Source organism: Mesorhizobium sp. LSHC412B00 (assembly GCF_000503035.1).
GTDB lineage: Bacteria > Pseudomonadota > Alphaproteobacteria > Rhizobiales > Rhizobiaceae > Mesorhizobium.
The window spans coordinates 98,611-121,606 of sequence record NZ_AYWB01000017.1; the positions used below are offsets into that span (position 1 = coordinate 98,611).

Here is a 22,996-nt window from a genome sequence, read left to right on the forward strand (position 1 = left end):
TCGCCAAGTGCAGAAAGTTACGCACGGCGCAGCACAGTCAAACGGGCGATGTGCTCGAGCGACGCTTCGATATCATTCCAACCAGGAAACCGAGTTGAGGTGGCTCGATCAGAACGCGCAGGGCCGGGCTAGGCCATTGAAAATGCAAATCTAGGCGTGTCCGCTAGAAGTCTTTGTGTCTCGTCTGCGGCTGGCGCGCGTAGGACATCCTCAACCCTACCGAACTCCACGATGTGCCCGCCCTGCATGACCGCAACATGCTGCGCAATATTGCTCGCCACCGCCAGGTTGTGTGTGACGAAGAGCATCGCGAGATTGTGATCGCGCTGAAGCTGCTGAAGTAGTTCGACCACAACGGCTTGAACCGACACGTCCAGAGCGGAGGTTACCTCGTCACAAATCAGCAATTCGGGGCCGACTATCAACGCGCGTGCGATCGCCACGCGCTGTCGTTGACCCCCCGAGAGCTGATGCGGATATCGATTGGCGGATGCGGAGGGTAAGGACACTTCATCCAATGAGGCAAGAACGCGCCTACGCATCTCTGCGCTCGACGTTGACTCAAACTGTTCAAGCGCCATGGCCACCGACTGGCCGATTGTTCTCCTCGGGTTCAGGGACGCGTACGGATTTTGGAAAATGTACTGAATCCGACGACGCGCATGGACTGACCGGTGAGAGGCGTGCGGGGGTATCATCTTACCATCGAAGATGATTTTGCCATTTTGATTACGATGAAGCCCAGCCAGACAACGTGCCGTTGTCGTTTTACCCGATCCCGATTCCCCCACCAGGGCAACACAGTTGCCTTGACGAATTTTGAAGGAAAGCCCTTTGAGTATCCGAGCGCTTCCATGAAACGCTTCCAGCTCTATAACCTCCAAAGCGACTGGGCGGTCGGCGGCGGATTCAAGCTCAATCGATCGAATCGGAGTTGAGATAGCCTGAATCTCATCTGCCCTTACACAATTTACGTACTGACCCTTTCTGATTTCTGTAGCCTCTGGGATTGAGGTGGTGCAGCGATGTTCCGCTGCGTCGCATCTCGGGGCAAACGCGCACCCTCTGGGACGGCGAGACGGCTCGGGCGCACTGCCCCGGATGCCGCTAACTGCGGATTTGCGGTCTAGATCAGGCACCGCGTGAATTAGCGCCCGCGTATAGGGATGTGCTGGGCTAGAAAGCAATTGTAAAGTGCTTCCCACTTCGACAATTCGCCCAGAGTACATAACAGCTATTCGGTTACAGAGTGCTCCGACAACCGCAAGGTCATGGCTCACATAGATCGCCGCGACGGAGTGTTCGTTGCATAGACTGCGAATGGTGTCGAGCACGTGGGATTGCGTCGTCACATCAAGGCCCGTGGTTGGTTCGTCCATCACGATTACCCGCGGGCGGTTTGCAAACGCCATGGCTATGCCAACGCGCTGCTGTTGCCCGCCGGAGAGCTGGTGCGGATACGCGCGAAGAAATTCAGGCGATACAGGCAGCTTCACCAGACGAAGCAGCTCCAGCAGCATTTCCTCCGTGACCGAGTTCTTCTGATCGAAGCATTCGGCCAGTTGGGTTCCGATGCGAAGGATCGGATTGAGCGCAGTACCTGGGTCCTGCGGTATTAGTGATACGAGGCGCCCTCGAACTTTCTGAAGCTCTCCGGCTCCCATTGACAGGACGTCTTGTCCGTCAATCTTTATCGACCCTCCGCCAATCGTGAGGCCCTTCCGACAATAACCCAGGACTGCGAGCCCCACCGTCGTCTTTCCGGAGCCAGATTCTCCGACCAAGCCCAGAATTTCTCCGGGGGCAAGCGCAAGTGAAACACCCTGAACGATGTCCACGTCGCTTTCGGCGACTGACACACGTAGATTGCTGATTTCTAGCGCTAGACTAGCAGTACCAAGGCCGTCCGTTTCTCTGGGATGCACAGTCATAGCCTCTCCTTGCCCGCACCAGGGCCATTACCGAAGCCGGCTACCTGTCCATCGGCGAGTATCTCATCGCTGATGGTGTCGTCGACATCCGCGGCGGGCATTCCACGCTTCGTCCGAGCCAGCGAGTCAGTAAAAACGTTGGTTCCGATAGTTAGAACCGCAAGAATGAACACTGGCGCCGCGACGGCCCAAGGGTTCAAAAGGAGGCCAATTCGATTTTCGTTGATCATCATTCCCCAATCGGGAACGGAAGGATCCGCCATCAAACCGAGAAATCCCAGTCCGGCGATCAGTGCAATCGAATAGGAAAAGCGCAGGCCCAACTCAACCATTAAGGGCGCGGCCAGATTTGGAAGGATCTCTCGCGTAATAATCCGCGTCGTAGACACGCCGATCGCCTCGGCGTAACGGATATAATCTTCCTCCGATACACGAAGAGCCACGGAGCGCATGACGCGAGCAACTTGCGGCGCATGGATTGCGGCGACGAGAAGTGCGATCAGCCATAGCTTTGGCCCGACTATGCTAACGAACAGGAGCGCAAGAACAGTTTGTGGAAAGGCCATCGCCACGTCCAACAGCCTCATTATGACGTCGTCGGTTTTCCCTTTCAGATATCCGCAGATAATGCCCAGCAATGTACCGATGAGTACCCCGGCAACCGTCGCGACGGCTGACAACCCGAGGACCTGTACACCACCCGAGAGCACGCGCGAAAATACGTCTCTGCCCATGAAATCCGTTCCCAGGAGTGCATATGGCGAGGGAAGGTCAAACGGCGAACCGACGAAATCAGTGGGCGGCACAGGAGCCAAAAAAGGGCCGAAGATGGCGCCGCCGATAATGAGAAGTCCAATCACCAGACCGGCTGCGCCGGCTTTCAGATCGCGAAACCACCGCCAACACGTGCCTATCATGGACGGTGCGCTTCTTCCGTTTAAGTCGATTGCCATTGGTGAGCGCTCATCTTTGGTGTGAGTAACACTGCGATCAAATCAGCGGTAAGATTTAGAAGGACGTAGACCGCAGCGAGAAGAAGGACGATCAACTGAATCACCGGGATGTCCCGAGCAACGATCGAGTCAAGCAACCCTTGACCCACGCCGGGATATCCAAAAACGAATTCAACCAACACCACGCCACCAGCGAGATAGGCTAAGGTAAGGGCTATAACTTGAACGACTGGGGCAAGTGCATTTGGCAATGCATGAACGAATATGAGCCTTGGAGTGCTGACCCCCTTCAGCCGGGCCATTTCGATGTATTCGCTCCCCAGAACTTCAATCACTGACGCCCGTGTCATGCGAAACAAATACGGGAAGCAGACCACCGAGAGGGTCAGTACCGGCATCACAAGAATGATCGGGTTTTGCAGGACCGAACTACCAGGTGGGACCAGGGAAACCGCCGGCAGGAGATGGAACACGGATGTCGACAGCAGAAGGATCAGGAGGATGCCAACCACAAATTCAGGCAGCGCCGCTAGCGACAAGGCGACGATGGAAATTCCGGTGTCCATGAAACGGCCAGAGTACAAGGCTGCCACCACGCCCAGAATTATCGAGACCGGGAAGCTGACGGCCGATGTCAACAACAGCAGCATGGCGGAGTTGATTACGCGCGGATAAACGAAGGCCGAAACCTGTGTACCGTTTACCAGGGATCGACCCGGATCGCCGGTCAAGATTCCCGAAACCCAGGTCCAGAACTGCATCATCAAAGGCTGATCAAGGTGCAGTTGAGTCCGGATTTCCTGCAGGCGTGCCGGCGTCGCACTGCGCCCGAGGACCGCCTGCGCCGCGTCGCCAGGCAGAACTTGGGTCGCCAGGAAAACCACAACGCAGACCGCGAAGAGCGTTAGCGCGCCAAGACAGACACGACGAACGGCAAACCTCAGTAACTGATGCTGGGCTTTGGCCGTTCCGCTTGATTTCTCCTGTGTCGTCACGATAGCCACACAGACTTCCATCCGAAGTGTCCCATCGCGTAACCGGTGCGAGCCTGCGTGAGTCCCTCCACGTTATTCGCCAAAAGATCTACCATCTTGTTGAATGACGGAATGATATATCCACCTTCTTCGAAGTCGATTTTCATCAGAGCATGAACAATCTCTTTCCGAAGAGCCGGGTCTGTTGTCCCAACGGCTTGGTTATACAGTTTAATATACTGCTCGTTCCCCCAGTGAGTCTCGTTGAAGGTAGCGCCTGGCAAATGGCATTCAGCAATTTGGGGCAGGTATGGAAAATGCAGCCAGAAATCCTGAGCAAAATTCCACTGGCGATACTGGTCACCGTAAAAAACGTCCGGCGTTACCTGCCGCACCGACACCGTGACGCCTGCGTCTCGAGCTTGTCGTGCGAATACCTGCGCCATTTGCGGAACACCGTTAGCGAAGTCAGATGTGACCAGTTCGACCGCCAAATTTTCCTCGCCGGCCTTTTTCAGCAGGAACTTGGCCTGATCAACGTCGCGAGTTCTCTGTAGAGAAGTGTCATAGAAGGGGTCCCAGCGGGAGAAGACGTCGTTGCCAACTTCGCCATAGCCGCTCAGGGCAATATCGATCATCTGCTTGCGATCGACCAACAGCCGGAAGGCTTTGCGGACATCGGGCTTGTCGAATGGCGGTTGATCGACACGCATTGTAAACGGAGTCCATTGCCCAGGCTCCGAAATCAGGGCCTTGATGGCGCCGCCGGCTCCTACCTGGCGGACCAGCGAGAGAGGGGCCGCTGCGAGCGCGTCCACCTGCGCGCTCTGCAGCGCGTTGAACGCCGCAACGTCGGAGGCGAAGGACGTGATCGTAAGCGTATCGATATATGCGCCACCGCCATGGTAGTCGTCAAATCGCACGAACGTGCTTTGCTGTCCCGGTGTAAAGCTCTGGAATTTGAAGGGGCCTGTGCCGACGGGCTTGGCCGGGTCAAACCCCTCCGGCACAATCGCATAGTAAACCGCCGAACAGATGCATTCTGGGAAGACCGCAAACGGCACCTTCATGGGGATCTTGAGCGTCAGATCGTCAACCACCTTCATGTTGTCGACATCGAGCGGCGCCAGGGTAATGGCCCCGCTCAGCGGCGCCTTGGGATTGACAATCCGCTGAAAGGTGAAGGCCACGTCCTTCGCCGATAGCGTCTTTCCGTCGTGAAATTTGACGCCGCTGCGAAGTTTGATGGTCCATTCGGTGGCATCCGCGTTCGGCTCCATGGATTCTGCCAAAGCGTTTTTGATGCTGGCATCCGCCTGCATTTCCACCAGCGGCTCATAAAGTCCGAGGGCGCGCGCGAAGTCCTGCTGGACCACCCCCGCGTGCGGATCCAGCGTCTCGGTCGGGGTCGCGCCGAGAAAGGCAACACGTAGATTGCCACCTCGTTTTGGAACCGAGCTTTGAGCAAAGGCCGACAGGCCCGAGGACGCTGCGAAGGCAAGGCCAGCACCTCCAATTAGGCCGCTTCGTAAAACGTCGCGACGCGAAATTCCTGAAAGGTTTGGGTTCTGCAGATTCGACATTTTTGTTCCCCTTGGTTGCTCGAATTCTCACCTAACTTGCTATTTTGGTGAGCGGCCCGTTCATGCGATTGCAGCTTCTCTAAGGACGACGTCGAGTGGCTCCGGCCGTAGGAACCGGCGAAGCACATTGCCGGTCATTCGTGCGACGTTATTGTCATAGCTGTTGTGCGACAAAGAGCCGGTGTAGGCGATCGAGCCTACCGAGAAGAACCCGCCGCCACCGCTTAGCGGACAAAGAACAATGTCCGCGCGAACGCCCGGCTGTTCCGTGCCCCCAATTCCAGGAATGGACTCATAAACCTCCTCAGCAGCCAGCAGGTATGCGTCCGACAGCGGGCCAGATGTCGCAAGGAGCAGTGCTTGAGGGGGCGTTCCGAGGACCGGCTGATAGCAGTCAACTTCGGCGCCGGCCGCCCCACCACCCATTATTCCGAATCCGCCAATCTGCTCGTCGGCGCCGATGCCTTCGAAGACAAAGCCGGCTATGGGATTATGGCTGTCTTCCAGACGCTGGTAGTAGGTGCAACGGTCGAACCCCTGCGCCGCAAAACCAACGCCGACGAGACGTTGCGGAGGAAGCCCCTTGTTGCGCCAAAGGCCCGCGATCTCACCCGACGTGGTGTGGCGCCTATCGCCAAACGGCGACTGATGCGGACGGGTGCCAGCATCGGAGCGCCGGAGCTCCATCAGGGACGGTTGTTCGGGGTCGAACGACACGGTGGCGAAGAAACCATTCCCGCCCAAATACATCAGGCGACCGCCGCGGCTGCAGAACTGGTCGATCGCGGCGATTTCGTTGCGTGTCACGTATTCGGGATGGCTGCCGGTTATCACCACCTTATAGTCCTGCAACAGCTCAAAACCTTCGCGGTCCAGGTCTTCGTCCGTGATTGGATCGAACCCGAGCTCCATGATCTCAAGCCAATGGACAATGCAGAGATCCGCCGGCAGACCCCACACGCCCTCCGCCTGGAACCACGCACGATGCTTGGGCTGCAGGGTCAGTATGGGTCGGCGCACACTACCGAACACCACGCCCGAGCCGTCATTGTGGATTTCGTAGCAGGACCTTCCAAATTCGGGATGATCCTGAAGGGTTAGATCGGCGCGGTCGATGATCGGCGTGCGGCTGACTATGATTTCGGCGCCGTTCGCCTCGAACGCAATTCTGTCATTGGCGTAAGCAAGATAGGTCGCAGTGGAGAACAGGACGGCAATGTCGGCCTTTTTCTTCCCTGCTCGGACGAAGAATGGAATGTAATATTCGGCATCCTCGCTGGTCAATTTGACCGCATAGACGCCACTGGGCAGGGCCTCCGGGATCTTGAACGAAAAGGCCGCCGGCCATTCCGCATCCGTGATGTCATCGTCATGGAAGTGGATGGCGTCATACTCATCAGGCGCGAGGCGGAAATCGTCGATCAGACCGGCAAACCGGTGCCCAGCAACACCGCGGGTCGGCGCATTGTAGCAGCGCCCATGGAGCTTGTTGGGTGATTGATCCATGACGTCGTCAAGCAGCAGGCTGTCGGCGCGGTCGCTGCGCCCGAAATGCCAGGCCGCAACGAGGTCTCCCGTGCGGTCCGATTGGCCTCGCCAGATCTTGATGCCGCCGATCTTTCCGTTGAAGGCGTTGGCCGAGAGCCACCGGTATCCGTCCCGCCGCGCCAACGCACCGATCCGGAACGGCGCCTCGCTCAGCGACCACTGCCCGGAGGTCGACGCAGAAGCCGATTGCGGGGCCAGCCCGGTCGCCAGGGCAGAGAACCGATTCATTATGTTGCTGACTGGGGTCTGCTCAAGGTGGACCTTGCCGTCGCGGGCGACGATCCGAACCCTGAGCCTATACCATTGATGGGCTTCGACCGGGGCGTCCAGACATAGCTTGTTTGTGGCGACGCCGTCGTTCCAGATGAAAGCCGGTTTGCCCTCGTCGAGGACCAAGGCGTAACCGGATTGGGTAGCCTCGGACCAATTGCCCAGTACGGCCTGAAAACCCGAACTTTCGCCGAACGAGTTTTGTGTCACATGGTAGGCGCCGAAATGCCCGGAGCGCGTCCCCTGAGGCAGTGTGGGAAAAATATGGGCCTCGATCAAGAAGTCGTCGGGGGCACCCAGCACACCAGTTTCGTCGAGAACTTCGACATAGGAGCCAGGCTGACAGGCGAACCACGCCCCGCGATAGGTTCCTTCAAACTCTGCCGGGACCGCCGTTTCCAGGAAGCCGGGGCCGGCCTGTCCAGTAAAGCCGTGACGAAGGCTGACAAGTGACGCCTGATAATTTGCCACATATTCACAGCTGACGTGAAAGGACAACGCCTCACCCGGCCGCGCCGCGAACCTATCGCTGTATCCAAAAATCTGCTGGGGGCGGCTCGTCATGGCTTGTTCCCCGCTCCCTCGTTCAGGCGCAATTCACCGGGAGATCTGAAAGTCGCAAGAAATGCTTGGTGGCGTATTGAAAAGACGCTTCTCAGCGCGTCCTGGTAGCTGGTGAAAGTATCCGCCAGGCGCACAAAATTTCCGGCCTTGCCCAAGGCGATCCGCCCGATAGCCCACGGCCCATTTGCGCCGAGCGAGATAACGATCTCCTTGTCAGCAATGGCGGCACCGCCCAAGGCGCGAACCACCCTGGCGGTTTTGTCATCGTGCGGGCCAAGCGGAGCGTTTTGATAAGCCGCGACGACGTCATCCGTAAAATCTGCAAGGAGCCGAGCGTTGAAACGTCGCTTGAAAACGTCGCTCAACTCAGTCATGCGGTGCTCACTGGTGCGCATCGCTATGCCTCTCAGATCTGCCCGACAAACATGATCTCGCCGGCTTCGCGTCCTGGGCGCTTGATCTGCATTCTACTATCTCCTCAGGCGGTAGGTGACGATTGATTGATGCACCCCGAGAGTTGGGCACCGCATGCTTCTGGCCTGGTGCCATCACAGCAGGTCAATTTTGCAGAGAATAGGAGTGGGAGGGGGCACCGTATATCACCACAGTGAACGGTGACTTTTCCGAGGGCGCACGGGCTCCAGGCACGCAATTGGTGAGGGTACCAGATTTGAACCGCTGTAAAGCGGCGTCGCCCATGGAAGGCCCAGGGTTCCTTAGGTCGGCAGCCCGGGGGTCAAAGCGCAACCTAAGAAAGACCGGGCGCGTCGAGCTGTCAGAAGGTGTTGCGGCCGAGACCTCAGCGCTGCGTCCTCCCTCAAGTCTCGATATTGACAAGACGGATCAAAAGGGAATTGCCGACGCTTTTCACGCTGTGGGTCTGCACCGTTGGCGATGACCCGCGGCCGATTGATGCCTGGATTAAGGCCGCAGGGTCCCGACTTGCTTGACCTGGGGTGTGGCTTGCTACTACCGTTGCTGACCGTGCGCGGGAGCAGTGGAGCGTGCAGCCTTTAACCAAAACATTGTTCACAACTCGAGAGGCGAGACAGGGTCGTAGCGCACAGCTTTGGTGCGACTACATGCAGGAAGTCTACTTCCCACTGGAATGCACTCCCACGGATCCGGCCTCGTTTGAGGGCAGCCTCACTGCCTTGCAGCTTCATAAAATCGGGATCTCAAAATTCTCGGCCAATGCCGTTCGAACTGTACGTCGCCATCAGTCGACCGATACCGAAGATGTGATATTCATCTTTCCAACAAGGGAACGCGAGCGTTTTGGCCAACGTGGCATTGAAGCCGACGTTGGACCTGGAGAAATGTATATTCTGAATTCTTCCGAGGGTTATTGGACCCAAATCGGAAACGAAACACAGAATGTCACAATCAAAGTGCCTGCTAATTTCATCCGCGAGCGGCTTCCCTTCCTCGACGATAGGTACGGGCGTCGAGACGTAGCAAATGCAGGTCTGGTGCCCATTGTAGCGCAATTGGCTCTGCAAACTTTTCATATGGTGCCGTCGCTCGATGCCAGCGTTCTGAAACGCACCGAAGACAACATTCTCGATCTGATGTGCCTCATGCTGGAGACTCGTGACGTTCGCGACATCCCCGAGAGCACCACGGCGGCTGTGTCCGACGTTACGTTCCAGCGGCTTTCGGCTTTCCTCTCATACCACTTCGGGGACCCGGACCTAGCTCCCGAGCACGCGGCCAACTCGTTGCGGGTTTCGCCGCGCTACGTCCACAAAGTCTTTCAGATACACGGGACCACGTTCGGCCGCGAGCTCTTGAGGCTTCGACTTCGCGAAGCGGACCGCCTCTTGAGATCGTCTTCTGTGCGCAGCTCGTCGCCCGTTCCGATTGCCGAGATTGCTTACTCTTGTGGTTTTTGCAGCCAGTCACATTTCGCCGTCCGCTACAAAGAGTACTACGGGATGACCCCAAGTGAGCGCCGGCTAGGTGGTTCACACCTCGCTAAGGTCGATTAGAGGGTCCGTGCAAAATGTTCTCACGCCGAGGCTGAAGTTGCGGTCGGCATTCGTCAGCGTCTCCTTACCCGCACCGACCAAGCGGCATCCCGACGGCCGCCCGCGCTCGGCGAATCAGATCGCTGACAAAACGCGTCCTGGGATCATGGTGGGATATCAATGGGCGGTGGGCGACCTGTCAGTCCGCGGCCCCCACGCGGCCACCCATCGGCCAAGTGATCACGACCGGTCTTCTTCTTCATACGGCGAAGTCACTCGGCTGCCAGTCCGCCCATGCATGCATATTTGAGTTCTGTAAATTCCAGGATGCCGTGGGACGATCCTTCACGGGAGTTGCCGCTCTCCTTGACGCCGCCAAAGGGTGCGAGTTCGGTCGAGATCAATCCGGTGTTAATGCCGACCATGCCGTATTCAAGTCGCTCCATAACACGGAAGATGCGGCCCACGTCCCGTGCGTAGAAATAGGCCGCGAGGCCAGTCTCTGTGTCATTGGCCGCTGCGACGACCTCGTCATCCGTCTCGAAGCGGAACACCGGCGCTAGTGGGCCGAAGGTTTCCTCTTGCGCCAAAGTCATTTCTGCCGTCACGCCGGTAAGAATCGTGGGCTGGAAGAAGGTGTGTCCGAGAGCATGCCTGCCGCCACCCGTGGCAACATTTGCGCCCTTGGCAAGCGCGTCGGCAATATGCGCCTCGACCTTGCGGACCGCCGCCTCAGTGATCAATGGCCCCTGATTGACACCCTCGCTGAACCCGTCGCCGATTTTGAGGGCGTCGACGCGTAATGTCAGCTTGTCCACAAAGGCGTCGTGCACCGTGGACTGCACGTAAATGCGATTGGTGCATACGCAGGTCTGGCCCATATTTCGAAACTTGGACAGCATGGCACCGTCCACCGCGGCGTCCAGGTCTGCATCATCGAAAACGATGAAAGGGGCATTGCCGCCTAGTTCGAGAGCCACTTTCTTGACAGTCGTGGAGGCTTGCGCCATCAGCAATTTGCCCACCGGTGTCGAGCCAGTGAAGCCGACCAGTCGTACCTTAGGATGGCTGGTGAGCACGCCGCCAATAGCACGCGCATCGCCGGTCACGACATTGACGGTCCCTGCCGGAAAGCCAGCACGATGAGCGAGTTCGGCCAGTGCCAACGCCGTCAACGGCGTCTCAAGGGCCGGCTTGACCACAACGGTGCAACCAGCAGCCAACGCTGGTGCAATCTTGCGGGTGATCATCGCTGCGGGGAAGTTCCACGGGGTGATTGCCGCCACCACTCCGATCGGCTGGCGTAACACCATGATGCGGGCATCGGCACGATGCGACGGCAGCACTTCGCCCGCGATGCGCTTGGCTTCTTCGGCATAAAACTCAACGTAGGACGCCGCGTAGTCGATCTCGCCCAAGGATTCGGCAAAAGGCTTGCCCTGCTCGGTTGTCAGAATGGTTGCAAGATCCTGGCGGTTGGCAAGAATCAGGTCGAACCACTTGCGCAAAATGACGCTGCGTTCCTTTGCCGTCCTTGCGGCCCAGGGGTGGAACGCCACAGAAGCGGCATCTACAGCGGCGGTCGCTTCAGCCGCCCCTTGGTTCGGCACCCATCCGATCACGTCCCCGGTGGCGGGATTCGTCACATTCACGCTGGGCGTGCCGGAGTAGGCACCGTTGATATACGCCTGTGATTTCAGAAGGCTGGGATCGTTGAGGGCGCGCATTTTGACTCGATCAGACATTGGCAGATGCAAGAGCCTTACCGAGCATGGCAAGTCCCTCGTCGAGGAGGGCATCGCTGATGGTCAGAGGGTTTAGGATGCGGATCGTATTGCCTCCAACACCGCACGAAAGAAGGATCACGCCTTCGGCCAAAGCCGCTTGGATCACGCGCTTGGTGGCATCTGGGTCTGGCCTGAAGCCGCCTCGCTCCCTCACGACGTCGAAGGCCACCATAGCACCCGGGCCGCGGACTGCGGCGATCGGCACGACGTTGTTCCGCGTTGCGAAGCCATCGAGAGCGGCCTTGATCTTGCCGCCGAGGATCTTGGCGCGTTCCAGCAGGTTCTCCTCGACGATGACATCGAGTACGGCAAGTGCGGCCGCACAAGCTACCGGGCTGCCGGCGTAAGTACCGCCTAGGCCGCCAGGTTCGACCGTGTCCGTGATCGCCGCCCGACCGATCACTCCGGACAGCGGGAATCCGCCCGCCAGCGATTTTGCGACGGTCACCAGATCGGGCTCAACTCCGGAGTTCTCGATGCCGAACATTTTGCCAGTACGCGCGAAACCGGTCTGGATCTCGTCTGCGATCAGCAGGATGCCGTGCTTGTCGCAGGTCGCGCGAAGAGCCACCAGCAGTTCGGTCGGTGCAGGGAGGAAGCCGCCTTCGCCTTGCACAGGCTCGATGATGATAGCCGCGACATCGGTCGGATCAATATCCGCGCGGAACAGGAAATCCATCGCCTTGATCGTGTCGGCAACAGTAACCCCCTGGTCTTCTGCGGGGAACGGCAGATGATAGATGCCGGGCGGGGATACGCCAAACTTCTTCTTGTACGGCACGACCTTGCCGGTCAGCGCCATGGTTAGCGTCGTGCGGCCGTGGAAGCCTCCGGCAAAGGCGATGACACCTGGTCGGCCGGTCGCAGCGCGGGCAATCTTGATGGCGTTTTCGACGGCCTCGGCACCGGTTGAGAAAAGCACCGACTTGGCGTCGCCGCTGAACGGCGCCAAGGCGTTGAGGCGCTCGCAGACCTCGATGTAGGGCTCATAGGGGAGCACCTGAAAGGCCGTATGCGTGTAGGCTTCGAGCTGCCGAGCAACCGCAGCCATCACCTTGGGATGACGGTGACCGGTATTGAGCACGGCAATGCCACCGGCGAAATCAATGAAGCGGTGCCCTTCGACATCCCAAATCTCAGAACCCTCCGCGCGCTGCGGATAGACCGGGAAGGCGTTGGCAATTCCGCGCGGAATGGCAGCACCGCGACGAGCATGGAGAGAAGCATTCTTTGTCATGGAGACCCCTTGTCTGCTGAGAAAATACGGCCAACACGGCACCTAGGAAAAGCAGATGGATTGAACTACCGTGGTGCATCAGAAGCACCACTCGGACTTCCCTATGGCACCGAAATCCCCAGAAACGAGCCCTCACGCTCACCGGCTTCCCCCGTTGGTCATGGTGCGTGCTTTTGAAGCCGCAGGGCGCACAGGCAGCATGCGCAGAGCGGCCGAAGACATCGGCGTCAGCCACACTGTGATTAGCCGCCACGTCCGAAACCTCGAACATTGGCTTGGTCGCACCCTTGTCCGCGCGGGTCCCCGCGGCGTCGAGTTGACGGCCGAGGGCGAAAGCTTCCTCGCCACCGTGTCCCGGGCCCTCGGGGCCATCGCCCATGCCGCACACGAACTCCGCCCATCGCACAAGCGCGGACAGTTACGCATATGGTGCATCGCGGGCTTGGCGACGCGCTGGCTCACACCACGCTTGTCCGCCCTCGAACGCGCATTAGAAGGCGCTGATATCGAGCTTCGCGCGACCGATAGCAAACCCGATTTCGCCCGCGCAGAGGCCGACGTCTCGATCGGCTTCAACGTGCTCGAGCGACTTCCCCAGGGTGCGATGCACCTCATCAGGCCCCGCATGTTTCCGGTGGCTGGACGAGATTGGCTCGACCGGCATGGCATACCGGCTGATCTGACCGAATTGGCCAGGTCGCCGCTACTACACGAAGGCAACCACATGCAATGGACCAATTGGTTCGAAGCTGTCGGCGAGCCCCTCAGTCATCGCCTTCTTGGCCCACGCCTGTCGGACGCCAGCATCAGCTATGATGCAGCGCTTGCCGGCCAGGGCATTGCCCTTGTAAACGCGCTGATGGCTGCCGACGAACTCGCAAGTGGGCGTCTGGTCGAGCTGTTCGACACCAACGTCGAGCTAGGAACTTATTATTTGCTGACGGCCCCGAACCGGTCTGGCGACCCTCTCGTTGGGGTCTTCAAGGATTGGATTGCCGACAACATCCGCCGATCGACTACTGGTGACCCGGCCCATTAGCACAAGGTCACACCAGTCGACACTGTGCCACTTCTCACTGGTGAAGACCATCCAAGAGTGGTGCCTCGTCGCGGAACTTTGCCGCGCTAGGCTCCAGGCTCCTGAGCAAGGGTGACCAACACACTTCTGGCGGTTTGCCCACAGCCGCGATGTCAGCTTTCGGGAGATCACCCAGTTCTGCTGAACGGCCGACTTGAGGCGCAAAGCAGCTATTCGCTGAAGCTTGGTCAGACTGAATGTCTGAAATGCGCCTCGAAGGCGACATCAAGAGTCGGCGTACCGAACGTCCTGGTTTGGGGGCCGATAGCGGAATGGCGGCTTTTGGGCGGCCGACCAACCAAAGCTGTCGTTTAGCCAATTGAGGGCCAAGAAATGTTGGTGCCGCTCTGCGTGAATTGGCAACACGTCGTACATCATCGAGATGAGGCATCGCGCTAGGATACACGCGGAGGCCACCTTTTGCGCTTCTAGCAGCACGACGGCGTCGTCGAAAAGGTCGATGACCCGATTGTTGATCGAGCGGGCGAAGTTGACAAAAAGTATTCCGGCGGAACCGAGATCCGTCTTTCCGTAGAACTCGACGGTGCGCTTGGTTATGCAGGCCCGCGTCGACTTCGAGCAGGATGCTCTCTGTAGCCGCCCAGAAAGTCCTTCACGTCCGCTTCGCTCACAACCCGTATCGACCGTGGCGCCCTGCGTCGACGAGCCCGGCGCGTAGAACCACCGACAGGATCCTCTCCGAAACCTTGCCGGGCATTTGGGCCGCATCCAAAACGTGGCACCGGCCGGGGTCGCGCTTGGCGGCGGTCAGCAGTCCCTCGCGGATCCGCGCGAAGTCCCTGGTCGCCTCGGAAGGATCCGGTCCGCCCGAGCCGCCGCGGGCAGAGCGCCGCTCAAGGGCGGCAGCCGGATCGATATCGAGCACGAAGGTCAGGTCGGGCATGGTTCCGCCGACGACGACCTCGGCGACCTGGGTGAACAACTGCTCGGGAACGTCGGAGCCGTAGACCTGAAACGCATAGGTCGAGTCCAGGAACCGATCGCTGACGACCCAGGCACCCGCGTCCAGCGCGGGGCGGATCACGCTTCTGACATGGTCCACCCGCGCCGCTGATATCAGCAACATCTCCTCAAGGGGCGACAGTCGGCTAGGCCTCGGCTCCACCAAGATGCTCCGTACCCCCGCCCCGATCCAACCGCCGTCCGGCTCCTTGGTCTTGACAACCTGCAAGTCCATCGCGAGAAGCGAGGCGGTCAGATACTCGACCTGTAATGACTTTCCGCTGCCGTCGATGCCCTCGATACTTACAAACGGCATTGCGCCCTCCTATGTACTGCTGCCGGAGTTTTGGAAGCGGTCCGAATGATTAGATCCAGCGTCGTCAATTTTGTCTCAGCCGGCATGCTCTCGCCCAAGAAGCGCGACCACGCGTTGGCCCGCCGGCAGCTGTATCTGAACTACGGCGCCCTGTCTTTGGCTACCAAGCTGCAATTGGCCGGTCACGACGTCGCTCTCTTCCACGGCGAGCATCGTGATCCCGAGGAGGTGTTTCGCCGGTTGCGGGAGAACGGTCGCTTTCCGTCGATCTATCCGCTTATGGTTTCCATCCCCAGTTTCTACGCGTTGCCGTGGGCACAGGCGTTCTGCAGGTTGGCGAAGGAGGTCGACTCCGAATGCCGCATCGTCGTCGGCGGGCGGTGGGTCGTCGGACCCGATCCCGAATGGCTTCGGAGACTTTTGCCCGAAGCAGACGTACTGGCCCCGGGCCTCAGCGAAGGTGTCATCGAGCAGCTTCTGACCGAAAGTCCCGTGTTGAAGCGTGTAGCCGAGCCGACGCCCGGTTTCACGCTGAACCATCTGCTCGTCGACGGCTATCGCCGATACCAGCCCAGCGTGGAAGCGTCGCGCGGTTGCGGCATGGGCTGCGTTTTCTGCGAGGAGCGGGACATTAAGGTCGAGAAGTTGGGCGACGCAGCCGCTTTGGCCGCATCCATGGCGTTGGTCAGCGAGCAATACGGCGGTGAGGAGATCCGGCCCTATCTGCAGTCGTCAATGTTCATGCCCACTGCGCGTTGGGCGGCCGGATTGGCGGACGAAGCTGCAAGGATCGGGCTCGACATGGCCTGGCGCACCGAGACAAGGGTCGACGCCATGACCCCGCAGACGCTGGCCTCGCTTGCGGGCTCGGGCTTGCGGGTGATCGATCTGGGCCTCGAGACCGCCTCGCCCCGCCAGATCCTGGCGATGAACAAGACGGGCGACCCCGACCGCTATCTGCGTCGGGCGTCGGAATTGCTGGAAGCTTGCCGGAAGCATGGCGTGATGGCGAAGGTCAACGTGCTGCTTTATGCGGGCGAGACCGAGGAGACCGTGGCCGAGACGACGAGTTGGCTCGACGCACACGCCGGTTCCATCGCCGGGGTGTCGGTCGGACCCGTCATCGCCTACGGTCCGCCCAAGACGGCCGGAGTTTTGCTCGACAACTGGCGCGCTCTCGGTGCGCAGCCGGTGGACGAGACTGCCGCGGTCACCACCGGGATAACGACCATGCACCTCAGCGCCGACTTTCCCGCGGAGGCCGCGGAAGCCGCGAGCCAGCGGCTGGCCCGCAGGTACATGGACGATGACGCCTATTTCGCGCTCAAGAGCTTTTCATACTACCCGCGGAATTACGGTCGCGCCGATTTTGACCGCGACGTCGCCGCGTCCGACCCGTCGGCGCTGCCATTCACTCTCCGTCGGCGTGAAACCGGCTCGCTGGCAGAATATGACTGGATTTAGATAACGCAATTTTCGACTGAGGAGGATTTCATGACCAAGATGATCAAGGACCCGATCCACGGGTCGATCGAGTTCGAAGGGGAGTCGGAGCTTCAGCTAAAGTCAATGCTCGCCGACCCGTTTTTCCAGCGTCTGCGCCGTGTCAAGCAACTCGGCTTTTCCGACTACGTCTTCCCCTCGGCCGCCCATTCCCGGTTCGCCCACTCGCTGGGTGTCTACTCGGTAGCCAAGCGCATGTTGTCCGTCGTGGAGCCGGAGGCACGGAACGGCGAATGGACCCCGAAAGGACGGGCTTGCTTGGCGGCTGCTCTTCTCCACGACATCGGCCACGGCATGTTCAGCCATGCGTTCGAAAGTGCGATGGAGCTGTTCGTGGAGCGCAATCCACAACCGGAGGACGGCGCCCTTCAAGCCGCGGTGAACCACGAAAAGGTCGGTCAAAAGATCATCACGGATTCTTCCATCGCCATGACGCTGACCGAGATGGGCGGCCCCGACTTTCCTTCCATGGTGGCCGGCATGATCAATAAGGCAGACAAGAGGTGCGTATACACCTCGCTCGTTTCCAGCCAGTTGGACGCCGATCGCCTCGACTACGCCAAGCGCGACCCCTATTTTGCCGGCGTTTCCTCGGGCGGCCTTGATCTCGACTGGCTGATCCGCAATTTCCAGGTCGGCTCCGGAGAGAACGGCCAATTCCTGTACGTAAACAGCAAAGCCTACATCTCGTTAGAACAGTTCACAGTGACGTTGTTCCAACTGTATCCCACCCTGTACCTGCACAAGAGGACGCGGGGTCTTGAATACATGTTCTCACTGCTGATGAGTCGCGTATTTGAGCGTTTCGCGGAGGGCGACGAAAAGCTCGCCGGCCTGTCGTCGAGCCACCCGCTTGTCCGCTTCTTCAGGGATCCCGAGCGGCTCGAGAATGCACTGCTTCTCGACGACACACTGTTTTGGGGCTCGCTGCACCTCTTCCAGGAAGCGAGGGACAAGTCGATCAGCACGGTTGCCGACCGCATCACATCGCGCAAATTCTACCCCATGCTCGATGTCTGGAAACTCGCGGACGAGGTCGCAGCCAAGGACGGCACGATGAAAGGTCTCGACGCCGCCAAGCGCGTGGGCGTGCTGCACAAGGTCTGCGAGAAAGTTTCGCAAGACCTTCGCAAGAAGGACGGGCTGTGGACGGAAGCATGTTACTACGACAGGTATCCGCGCCCGATCTACAAGCCGCTTGGCGCCGAAGGCGGGCACCCGCAGCAGATCAACGTGGAAGTCGGCGGCAAGATCGTCGACATCGCGTCGATCTCGCCGATCGTCGCCAGCGCCGCCAGCTTTAACATCCATCGCATCTACTTCGACGACGTCGACGAAGGCCTGCAAGACCGGCTAGCGTCGGAAATCCGATCAAGCATCCGAAGAGAGCTCGCGGAGGCGGCGGAGAACGGTTTCCGCGTCTAGATTTCGAGGGCGGCGGATCCCGGACCTCATCGGTCCGAGGTTATGGCCGCCATAGTCGATGCCGATGAATGTGATGTCCCGCGGCCATGACTGGGTGGGGCCGTCAGCGGAAGGTGCGCTTTTGGTACCGTAGCTTAGAAAATAACTGATCATCATCCTGGAAATGCGGTCAACCACCGAATAATTGGCACTCGGTCAGCCAGCCATCCTTTCGGGCAGATTCAGGATCGTAACCACGTCGCCAGTTGGTAGCTTGAATGATTGCTCGGTGATCTCGAACTCAGCTGCCGAGTGATGATCGAACCATGCGTCCGCGCCGATCTTCCGCGGGAAACCCTCTGTTCGAGCATCATTGCCGTACATCATTGTGAACGCGAACGAGCCCGAATCGAGGTCCTCGCGAGCAAACCAGCGACGCTGCATCGAGGGAGCCCGCGTGACCCAAGGCTTGCCGGATGCGCGGTGAGTGACGACCATGCTGCAAGGGAACTGATCGCTATCGATCATCCTGATTAAGGTTGCGGTCAGGCTCGCTGAGAAGAGCGCGGCTACGGCCCGCAGCGCATTGATGTCCAAGCGCTTGTGCAGGCGCACCGCAGGCTTGAAGAGATACCACGGCATGAGAAGATCGGCGGCGTATGCGTCGGCGGCCCGCTCTTTTGTCGCTTGTTCGTTCCTGTAGTTCCCGATATCAGCCGCGCGACACACGGCACACTGTCCGCGATGATGCGCCCAATGCCCAAGTTCGTGTCCGATCGAGAATCGCCGCCGCTCTGGAGGCGAGGCGGCGTTCACAGAGATGATCGCCTTGTCGTCAAGCCCGATGATGCGGGCCTCCCAATTAACCAAGGGACGAACCTTGATCTTGGCACCGACGTGCCACGCGATCGCTTCGAGATCAATATCTTTGGGCTCGTCGATGCCCAAAGACTGAAGCAGGCCTTCGGCTCTTGTTGGCCGTTTCATCATTTGCCGCTATTGTCGTCGCGATCGCGCTCAAGCTCGGCAATGTCTTCGAGCATACCATCATCGTCCTCATTGCCACCCTGACCAAAGCGGGCGGCGAGCGTCAGATTAGCGTCGTCATCATTGGCTCCGGTCCTCAGCGAGGTGAGCCGCCGCTTTGCGTGTCCCATTTCCGAGTCGGAAATTGGGGCGGACGCGAACACGTCCGAACGAACTGCCTGTCGTGCCGCTTCGAGCTTACGTTTGGCCAGCTGCGAGCGTCCGGCTGCAACCGCAGCGTCGAAGGCTCTGACTTCGGCTTCATCTACCGGCTCGTCATCCTTGCCATGCACGATCTCGTCGATCAGGAACTCGTGCAGGTGGCCGAGCCACTCTCTATCTTTCCCTGACATGCGGACCTTCCAATCTGCTTAGCGCTAGCGCGCTACCCTTGACAGCCTCTTACCGAGTTGTAGCATCTGCCTCCTGAAGCGCCTGCGAACCGTCGCCAGCGCAACTGTGTCCATACCCATCCATTCGGCCAAGTCCTTTCCGATGAACGAGGCGGACATGCCCTCGAAAAGCAACTCGAACTCCGCATCGCCGGCGATGTCGGCAAGCAGCGCCTTCCGATATTCGTCTGGATCCATTCGATCGGTGACTTCGTCGGTATCGGCGATGGCCTTGTCGATCTTAATGCTCCCATGATCGGCGTCGTGTTCGACGACGCCATACTTGCCCTTTTCCTTCCCGGAACCCATGCGCCGGATCCGTGCGCGTTCCGTGACGAAGTGACGGTCGGAAGCCAGACTCTTGATCGTGCCCATCAGAACCGGAAACAGGTCGTTATTGTCGCTTAGGCGCGTACGGCGCCCGTCGCACATCCTCACGAAGGCCTCGTTGATCAGTTCGTGAGCGTCGGCAAGGCACGCCGCCGAACATTGACGGCAAACTGATAAGCGTCCCGCTTTTGGACAGACGTCATCCGATCAAAGAACTCGCTTACCTCCTCTTCCGAGCAAGGTATGCGCTTAATGCCGATTTCGGCATCCATTCGACGTCTCCCACAACATCCCGTCGGCTCTCCTCATGAATGTTATGCGCGCACCAAAACGGATTCAGACAAAAAATAAAATTGTCTGAATTCCGAGGTCCCGCGCCTTTCTTTTAGAGCGCCCCCAAGCATTTCCGAAACCTTCGAATTCAGGAACATAACTATGACTACATTCGCATACCAGGGGAAGAACCCCTTTGAAGATCCGCTTGATCGCATCCTGGCGGAAATCGCCTTCAGCGTTCAGTTGCCGCCGTTCCTCCATGGCAAGGCCTGCCAGCGCTACAAGGCTGTGCGCGAGTACCTGGAAGGCACGACGTCGTTCCATGATCAGATCGAGCACTTCTATGTACAGGGATCGATGGCGATCGACGCGACTATCTCCACGCGCGGTACCGACGATGAATACGATATCGACATCGTAGCCCAGCTCGGCAGTCAATATCGTCACATGACGCCGCTCGGGATCCTCAAGGCGCTCGCCGCGGCCCTGAAGGACTATCCAGTTCAGAAGATCGTTCAGCAGACCCGCTGCATCACGCTGTTCTACGCCGACAACATGCATCTCGATGTGACGCCGGCGCTTCGCGACTACGGCACCACCGATCGCCAGTCGGCGATCACCCATGCGAAAGGGCCGCTGCCGTCGAATGACGACTGCATGGTACCGATGAACGCATACGGCCATGCGGAATGGTACATGGCGTCGACTCCGAACGAAGAGCGTGTGATCGAAGCCTTCAAGGACCGCTGGTCCGGCGACGATCGTATGAGGATCCGCGCGGACGCCGATGTCGACGAAGTTCCCGATCAGACGCAGTTCGTTGTGAAGAACATGGCAACCGTCGCACTGCAACTGCTGAAGCGCTATCGTAACGTTCGCTATGCAAACTACAGTGGCCGCATCCCGCCGTCGGTGATGCTGTCGTACTTTGCCGGCGCGGCGGCGCTTCCCGACATGAATCTCTCGGACATCTTGATCCGCATCTGCCGGTGGATCATCGGCGAGATCGAGCGGGCGACGATCAACCGTCAGAAGCTTCACGTCGTCAATCCGACCTACAGCGCCGACGTCTTCACCGACCGCTGGCCCGAGAACTTGGATCAGCAGAACCAGTTCGCCCGCTATCTCCACGATCTCGTGGCCGGCATCGAGCGCGCCAAGCGCGGCGAGTTGGACCCCGTCAAGCTTCGCAACTGGCTGCGCGAGATGTTTGGCGACCGCGTGGTGACGCGCGCGGCTGACAGAATGGCGGACGCCACCGGCGCTGGGATCGTGGCAGGGTCGCAGGTCTACAGCAAGAAGGGCAGCATTCTCCTGCCGGCTGCGGCCACGATCGTCACATCGGTGGCTCCGGTCGTCGCCAAGCCGCACACCTTCTTCGGAGATCCGGTTGATGAATAGTCGACCAATCTCGATCGAGGAGCAGGTCGCTTCAATGAAGCGTGACTGGCCCGGCTTTCGGGTCAGTCACCTTTCCCGCCGCGACAGGGCGGCTCGCTGGACCGGTGACCTGAAGCAATTCCAGATCCATCGGATCGAGATCCGTTACCGGGTGGACTATGCGCCCGAGGTGCGGGTTCTGTCTCCGGCTTTGATCAGGCTGCCGGAAAATCCGGAGGCTCGCTTCCCCATGTCTATGACCGTGACAGCGACCCGAGACTCTGCCTCTACGACCCGCCTGCGGGTGAATGGGATGCAACCATGCACCTGTCCCAGACGATCGTCCCCTGGAGTGCCGATTGGCTCGCCTGCTACGAGTTGTGGCTCATGACCGGGCGCTGGACCGGCGGTGGGCGTCACCCGACCCCTCTTACAGCAGGAGTTGCACCATGACCTATCATCCGCCTCGCCGTTCAGACGGCACTCTTCAGCAAACGCGGAAAAGGGAGCCGTGGCCGGAAGGTCGGATCTTCCGCATCCTGTCAATCGATGGCGGCGGCATCAAGGGCGTCTTCGGCGCATCCTATCTCGCCGAGATTGAAAGGCACTTCCTGAACGGGCAGTCGATCGCCAATCATTTCGACATGATCACCGGCACCTCAACTGGCGGCATCATCGCGCTGGCACTCGCCGTAGGCATGACGGCTCGGCAGGCTGCCGCGATCTACACCGAGCGGGGATCTGTCATCTTTCCGAAGGGCAAAGGGATCTTCGATCTCCCACGGTGGTTGCAGCGTCCGAAGCACGACCAGAGCGTCCTGAAGGACGAACTTCTGAACGTGTTCGGCGAGCGTCTTCTGGATGATGCGACGACGCGTCTTGTGATTCCGAGCTTCGAGGGCCGTTACGGCGAGCCCTACATCTACAAGACCCCGCACCACCCCGATTACAAGAAGGATCGGCACGCGAAGGCAGCGTACGTGGCACTCCACACTTCAGCGGCTCCGGGATACTACCCGGGGGTCGAGAACGACGGCCACATAATGATCGACGGGGGCATCTGGGCGAACAACCCTGTCATGAACGCCGTGGTCGATGCGCTCGCCTGTTATGATCTTCCGCGAGAAAACATTCGCATTCTGTCCATCGGCACCGGTGACGAGGTCCTTGGGCTGGACGAAGGCGTTCGGAACGGTGGACTGTGGCGCTGGATCTTTCCCGGCCTGGGAAAGGCGCCGATGATCTTTCGCGCAGCGGCGAAGGCGCAGTCTCACAACGCCCTTGGCCAGGCCTACCTTCTCGTCGGCAAGCAGAATGTCATTCGCATCGATCCGCCAGAGTCGGAAAAGCCGATCGGTCTCGATGATGTCGAGCGCGCGGTAACGGAGCTGCCGCGTTTGGCCCGCTCGCACGCTGAAGCGACCGGGCACTATGTGAATCAGATGTTCCTAGGAGACATAGCGGACCGGTTCATAAAATGCGCGCTGTCATAGTTGCCAAACTGGCCGCTG

The 22,996-nt window shown here is 59.3% G+C and carries 19 protein-coding genes; 6 read left to right on the forward strand and 13 right to left on the reverse strand.

Features of this window, described 5'->3' with window-relative positions; genetic code table 11:
* Window positions 1–128: 128 nt before the first annotated feature.
* Genes X757_RS141000 through X757_RS140975 form a run of 6 tightly spaced genes read right to left on the reverse strand, consistent with a single transcriptional unit; the run spans window position 129 to window position 8,197 of the window.
* The gene (locus X757_RS141000; RefSeq protein ID WP_023727420.1) at window positions 129–1,931 is read right to left on the reverse strand and encodes an ABC transporter ATP-binding protein; all 1,803 of its coding nucleotides are present in this window, start codon (window positions 1,929–1,931) and stop codon (window positions 129–131) included.
* Entirely contained in the window at window positions 1,928–2,884 is a 957-nt protein-coding gene (locus X757_RS140995; protein ID WP_198018670.1) for an ABC transporter permease, read from the reverse strand. The genes X757_RS141000 and X757_RS140995 overlap by 4 nt, the downstream gene beginning before the upstream one ends.
* Complete coding sequence (locus X757_RS140990) at window positions 2,869–3,888, reverse strand: ABC transporter permease (protein ID WP_023727422.1); 1,020 nt, start codon at window positions 3,886–3,888, stop codon at window positions 2,869–2,871. The genes X757_RS140995 and X757_RS140990 overlap by 16 nt, the downstream gene beginning before the upstream one ends.
* Window positions 3,876–5,441 (reverse strand): ABC transporter substrate-binding protein, encoded by a 1,566-nt coding sequence (locus X757_RS140985; RefSeq protein ID WP_023727423.1) that lies wholly within the window; start codon window positions 5,439–5,441, stop codon window positions 3,876–3,878. The genes X757_RS140990 and X757_RS140985 overlap by 13 nt, the downstream gene beginning before the upstream one ends.
* 60 nt (window positions 5,442–5,501) lie before the next feature.
* A complete protein-coding gene (locus tag X757_RS0134915) occupies window positions 5,502–7,823 on the reverse strand; it encodes a N,N-dimethylformamidase beta subunit family domain-containing protein (RefSeq protein WP_084014403.1) in 2,322 nt (773 codons plus the stop codon).
* Window positions 7,820–8,197 (reverse strand): hypothetical protein, encoded by a 378-nt coding sequence (locus X757_RS140975; RefSeq protein ID WP_156929743.1) that lies wholly within the window; start codon window positions 8,195–8,197, stop codon window positions 7,820–7,822. Before X757_RS140975 ends, X757_RS0134915 begins: the two co-directional genes overlap by 4 nt.
* A 708-nt stretch (window positions 8,198–8,905) precedes the next feature.
* Between X757_RS140975 and X757_RS140970 the strand changes: the two genes are divergently transcribed.
* Entirely contained in the window at window positions 8,906–9,814 is a 909-nt protein-coding gene (locus X757_RS140970; protein ID WP_023727427.1) for a helix-turn-helix domain-containing protein, read from the forward strand.
* Between the two features lie 251 nt (window positions 9,815–10,065).
* Here X757_RS140970 and X757_RS140965 read toward each other — a convergent pair whose 3' ends face one another.
* Together X757_RS140965 and gabT are read right to left on the reverse strand one after the other, a co-directional pair.
* Window positions 10,066–11,520, reverse strand: coding sequence for an NAD-dependent succinate-semialdehyde dehydrogenase (locus tag X757_RS140965; protein ID WP_023727428.1), 1,455 nt, complete (start codon window positions 11,518–11,520; stop codon window positions 10,066–10,068).
* A gap of 10 nt (window positions 11,521–11,530) precedes the next feature.
* Entirely contained in the window at window positions 11,531–12,817 is a 1,287-nt protein-coding gene (gene gabT, locus X757_RS140960; protein ID WP_023727429.1) for a 4-aminobutyrate--2-oxoglutarate transaminase, read from the reverse strand.
* 103 nt (window positions 12,818–12,920) lie between these two features.
* On the opposite strand from gabT, the gene X757_RS140955 reads away from it, so the two are divergent.
* Window positions 12,921–13,856, forward strand: coding sequence for a LysR substrate-binding domain-containing protein (locus X757_RS140955; RefSeq protein WP_245275112.1), 936 nt, complete (start codon window positions 12,921–12,923; stop codon window positions 13,854–13,856).
* 667 nt (window positions 13,857–14,523) lie between these two features.
* Here X757_RS140955 and tmk read toward each other — a convergent pair.
* On the reverse strand, window positions 14,524–15,174 hold the full coding sequence (tmk, locus tag X757_RS140950) for a dTMP kinase (protein ID WP_023727431.1): 651 nt from the start codon (window positions 15,172–15,174) through the stop codon (window positions 14,524–14,526).
* 45 nt (window positions 15,175–15,219) lie between these two features.
* Between tmk and X757_RS140945 the strand changes: the two genes are divergently transcribed.
* Both X757_RS140945 and X757_RS140940 read left to right on the forward strand, forming a co-directional pair.
* On the forward strand, window positions 15,220–16,638 hold the full coding sequence (locus X757_RS140945) for a radical SAM protein (protein ID WP_023727432.1): 1,419 nt from the start codon (window positions 15,220–15,222) through the stop codon (window positions 16,636–16,638).
* A 30-nt stretch (window positions 16,639–16,668) separates the two neighbouring features.
* Entirely contained in the window at window positions 16,669–18,102 is a 1,434-nt protein-coding gene (locus X757_RS140940) for an HD domain-containing protein (protein ID WP_023727433.1), read from the forward strand.
* Window positions 18,103–18,297: 195 nt separating this feature from the next.
* On the opposite strand, the gene X757_RS140935 is transcribed toward X757_RS140940, so the two are convergent.
* From X757_RS140935 to X757_RS1000000168660, 4 genes are read right to left on the reverse strand one after another with little or no spacing between them, the layout of a single operon-like run.
* Window positions 18,298–19,071 (reverse strand): ImmA/IrrE family metallo-endopeptidase, encoded by a 774-nt coding sequence (locus X757_RS140935; RefSeq protein ID WP_245275113.1) that lies wholly within the window; start codon window positions 19,069–19,071, stop codon window positions 18,298–18,300.
* Window positions 19,068–19,460 (reverse strand): hypothetical protein, encoded by a 393-nt coding sequence (locus tag X757_RS140930; RefSeq protein WP_023727435.1) that lies wholly within the window; start codon window positions 19,458–19,460, stop codon window positions 19,068–19,070. Before X757_RS140930 ends, X757_RS140935 begins: the two co-directional genes overlap by 4 nt.
* A 24-nt stretch (window positions 19,461–19,484) precedes the next feature.
* Window positions 19,485–19,931 carry a hypothetical protein gene (locus X757_RS1000000168655; protein WP_023727436.1) on the reverse strand — a complete coding sequence of 149 codons (447 nt, stop codon included), beginning with the start codon at window positions 19,929–19,931 and terminating at the stop codon, window positions 19,485–19,487.
* A gap of 20 nt (window positions 19,932–19,951) precedes the next feature.
* A complete protein-coding gene (locus X757_RS1000000168660; RefSeq protein ID WP_023727437.1) occupies window positions 19,952–20,101 on the reverse strand; it encodes a hypothetical protein in 150 nt (49 codons plus the stop codon).
* Between the two features lie 247 nt (window positions 20,102–20,348).
* Here X757_RS1000000168660 and X757_RS140920 point away from each other — a divergent pair, with 247 nt between their 5' ends.
* Together X757_RS140920 and X757_RS140915 are read left to right on the forward strand one after the other, a co-directional pair.
* Complete coding sequence (locus X757_RS140920; protein WP_245275114.1) at window positions 20,349–21,506, forward strand: nucleotidyltransferase; 1,158 nt, start codon at window positions 20,349–20,351, stop codon at window positions 21,504–21,506.
* A 428-nt stretch (window positions 21,507–21,934) separates the two neighbouring features.
* Window positions 21,935–22,978, forward strand: a complete 1,044-nt coding sequence (locus X757_RS140915) for a CBASS cGAMP-activated phospholipase (protein WP_023727439.1) — start codon at window positions 21,935–21,937, stop codon at window positions 22,976–22,978.
* Window positions 22,979–22,996 lie beyond the last annotated feature (18 nt).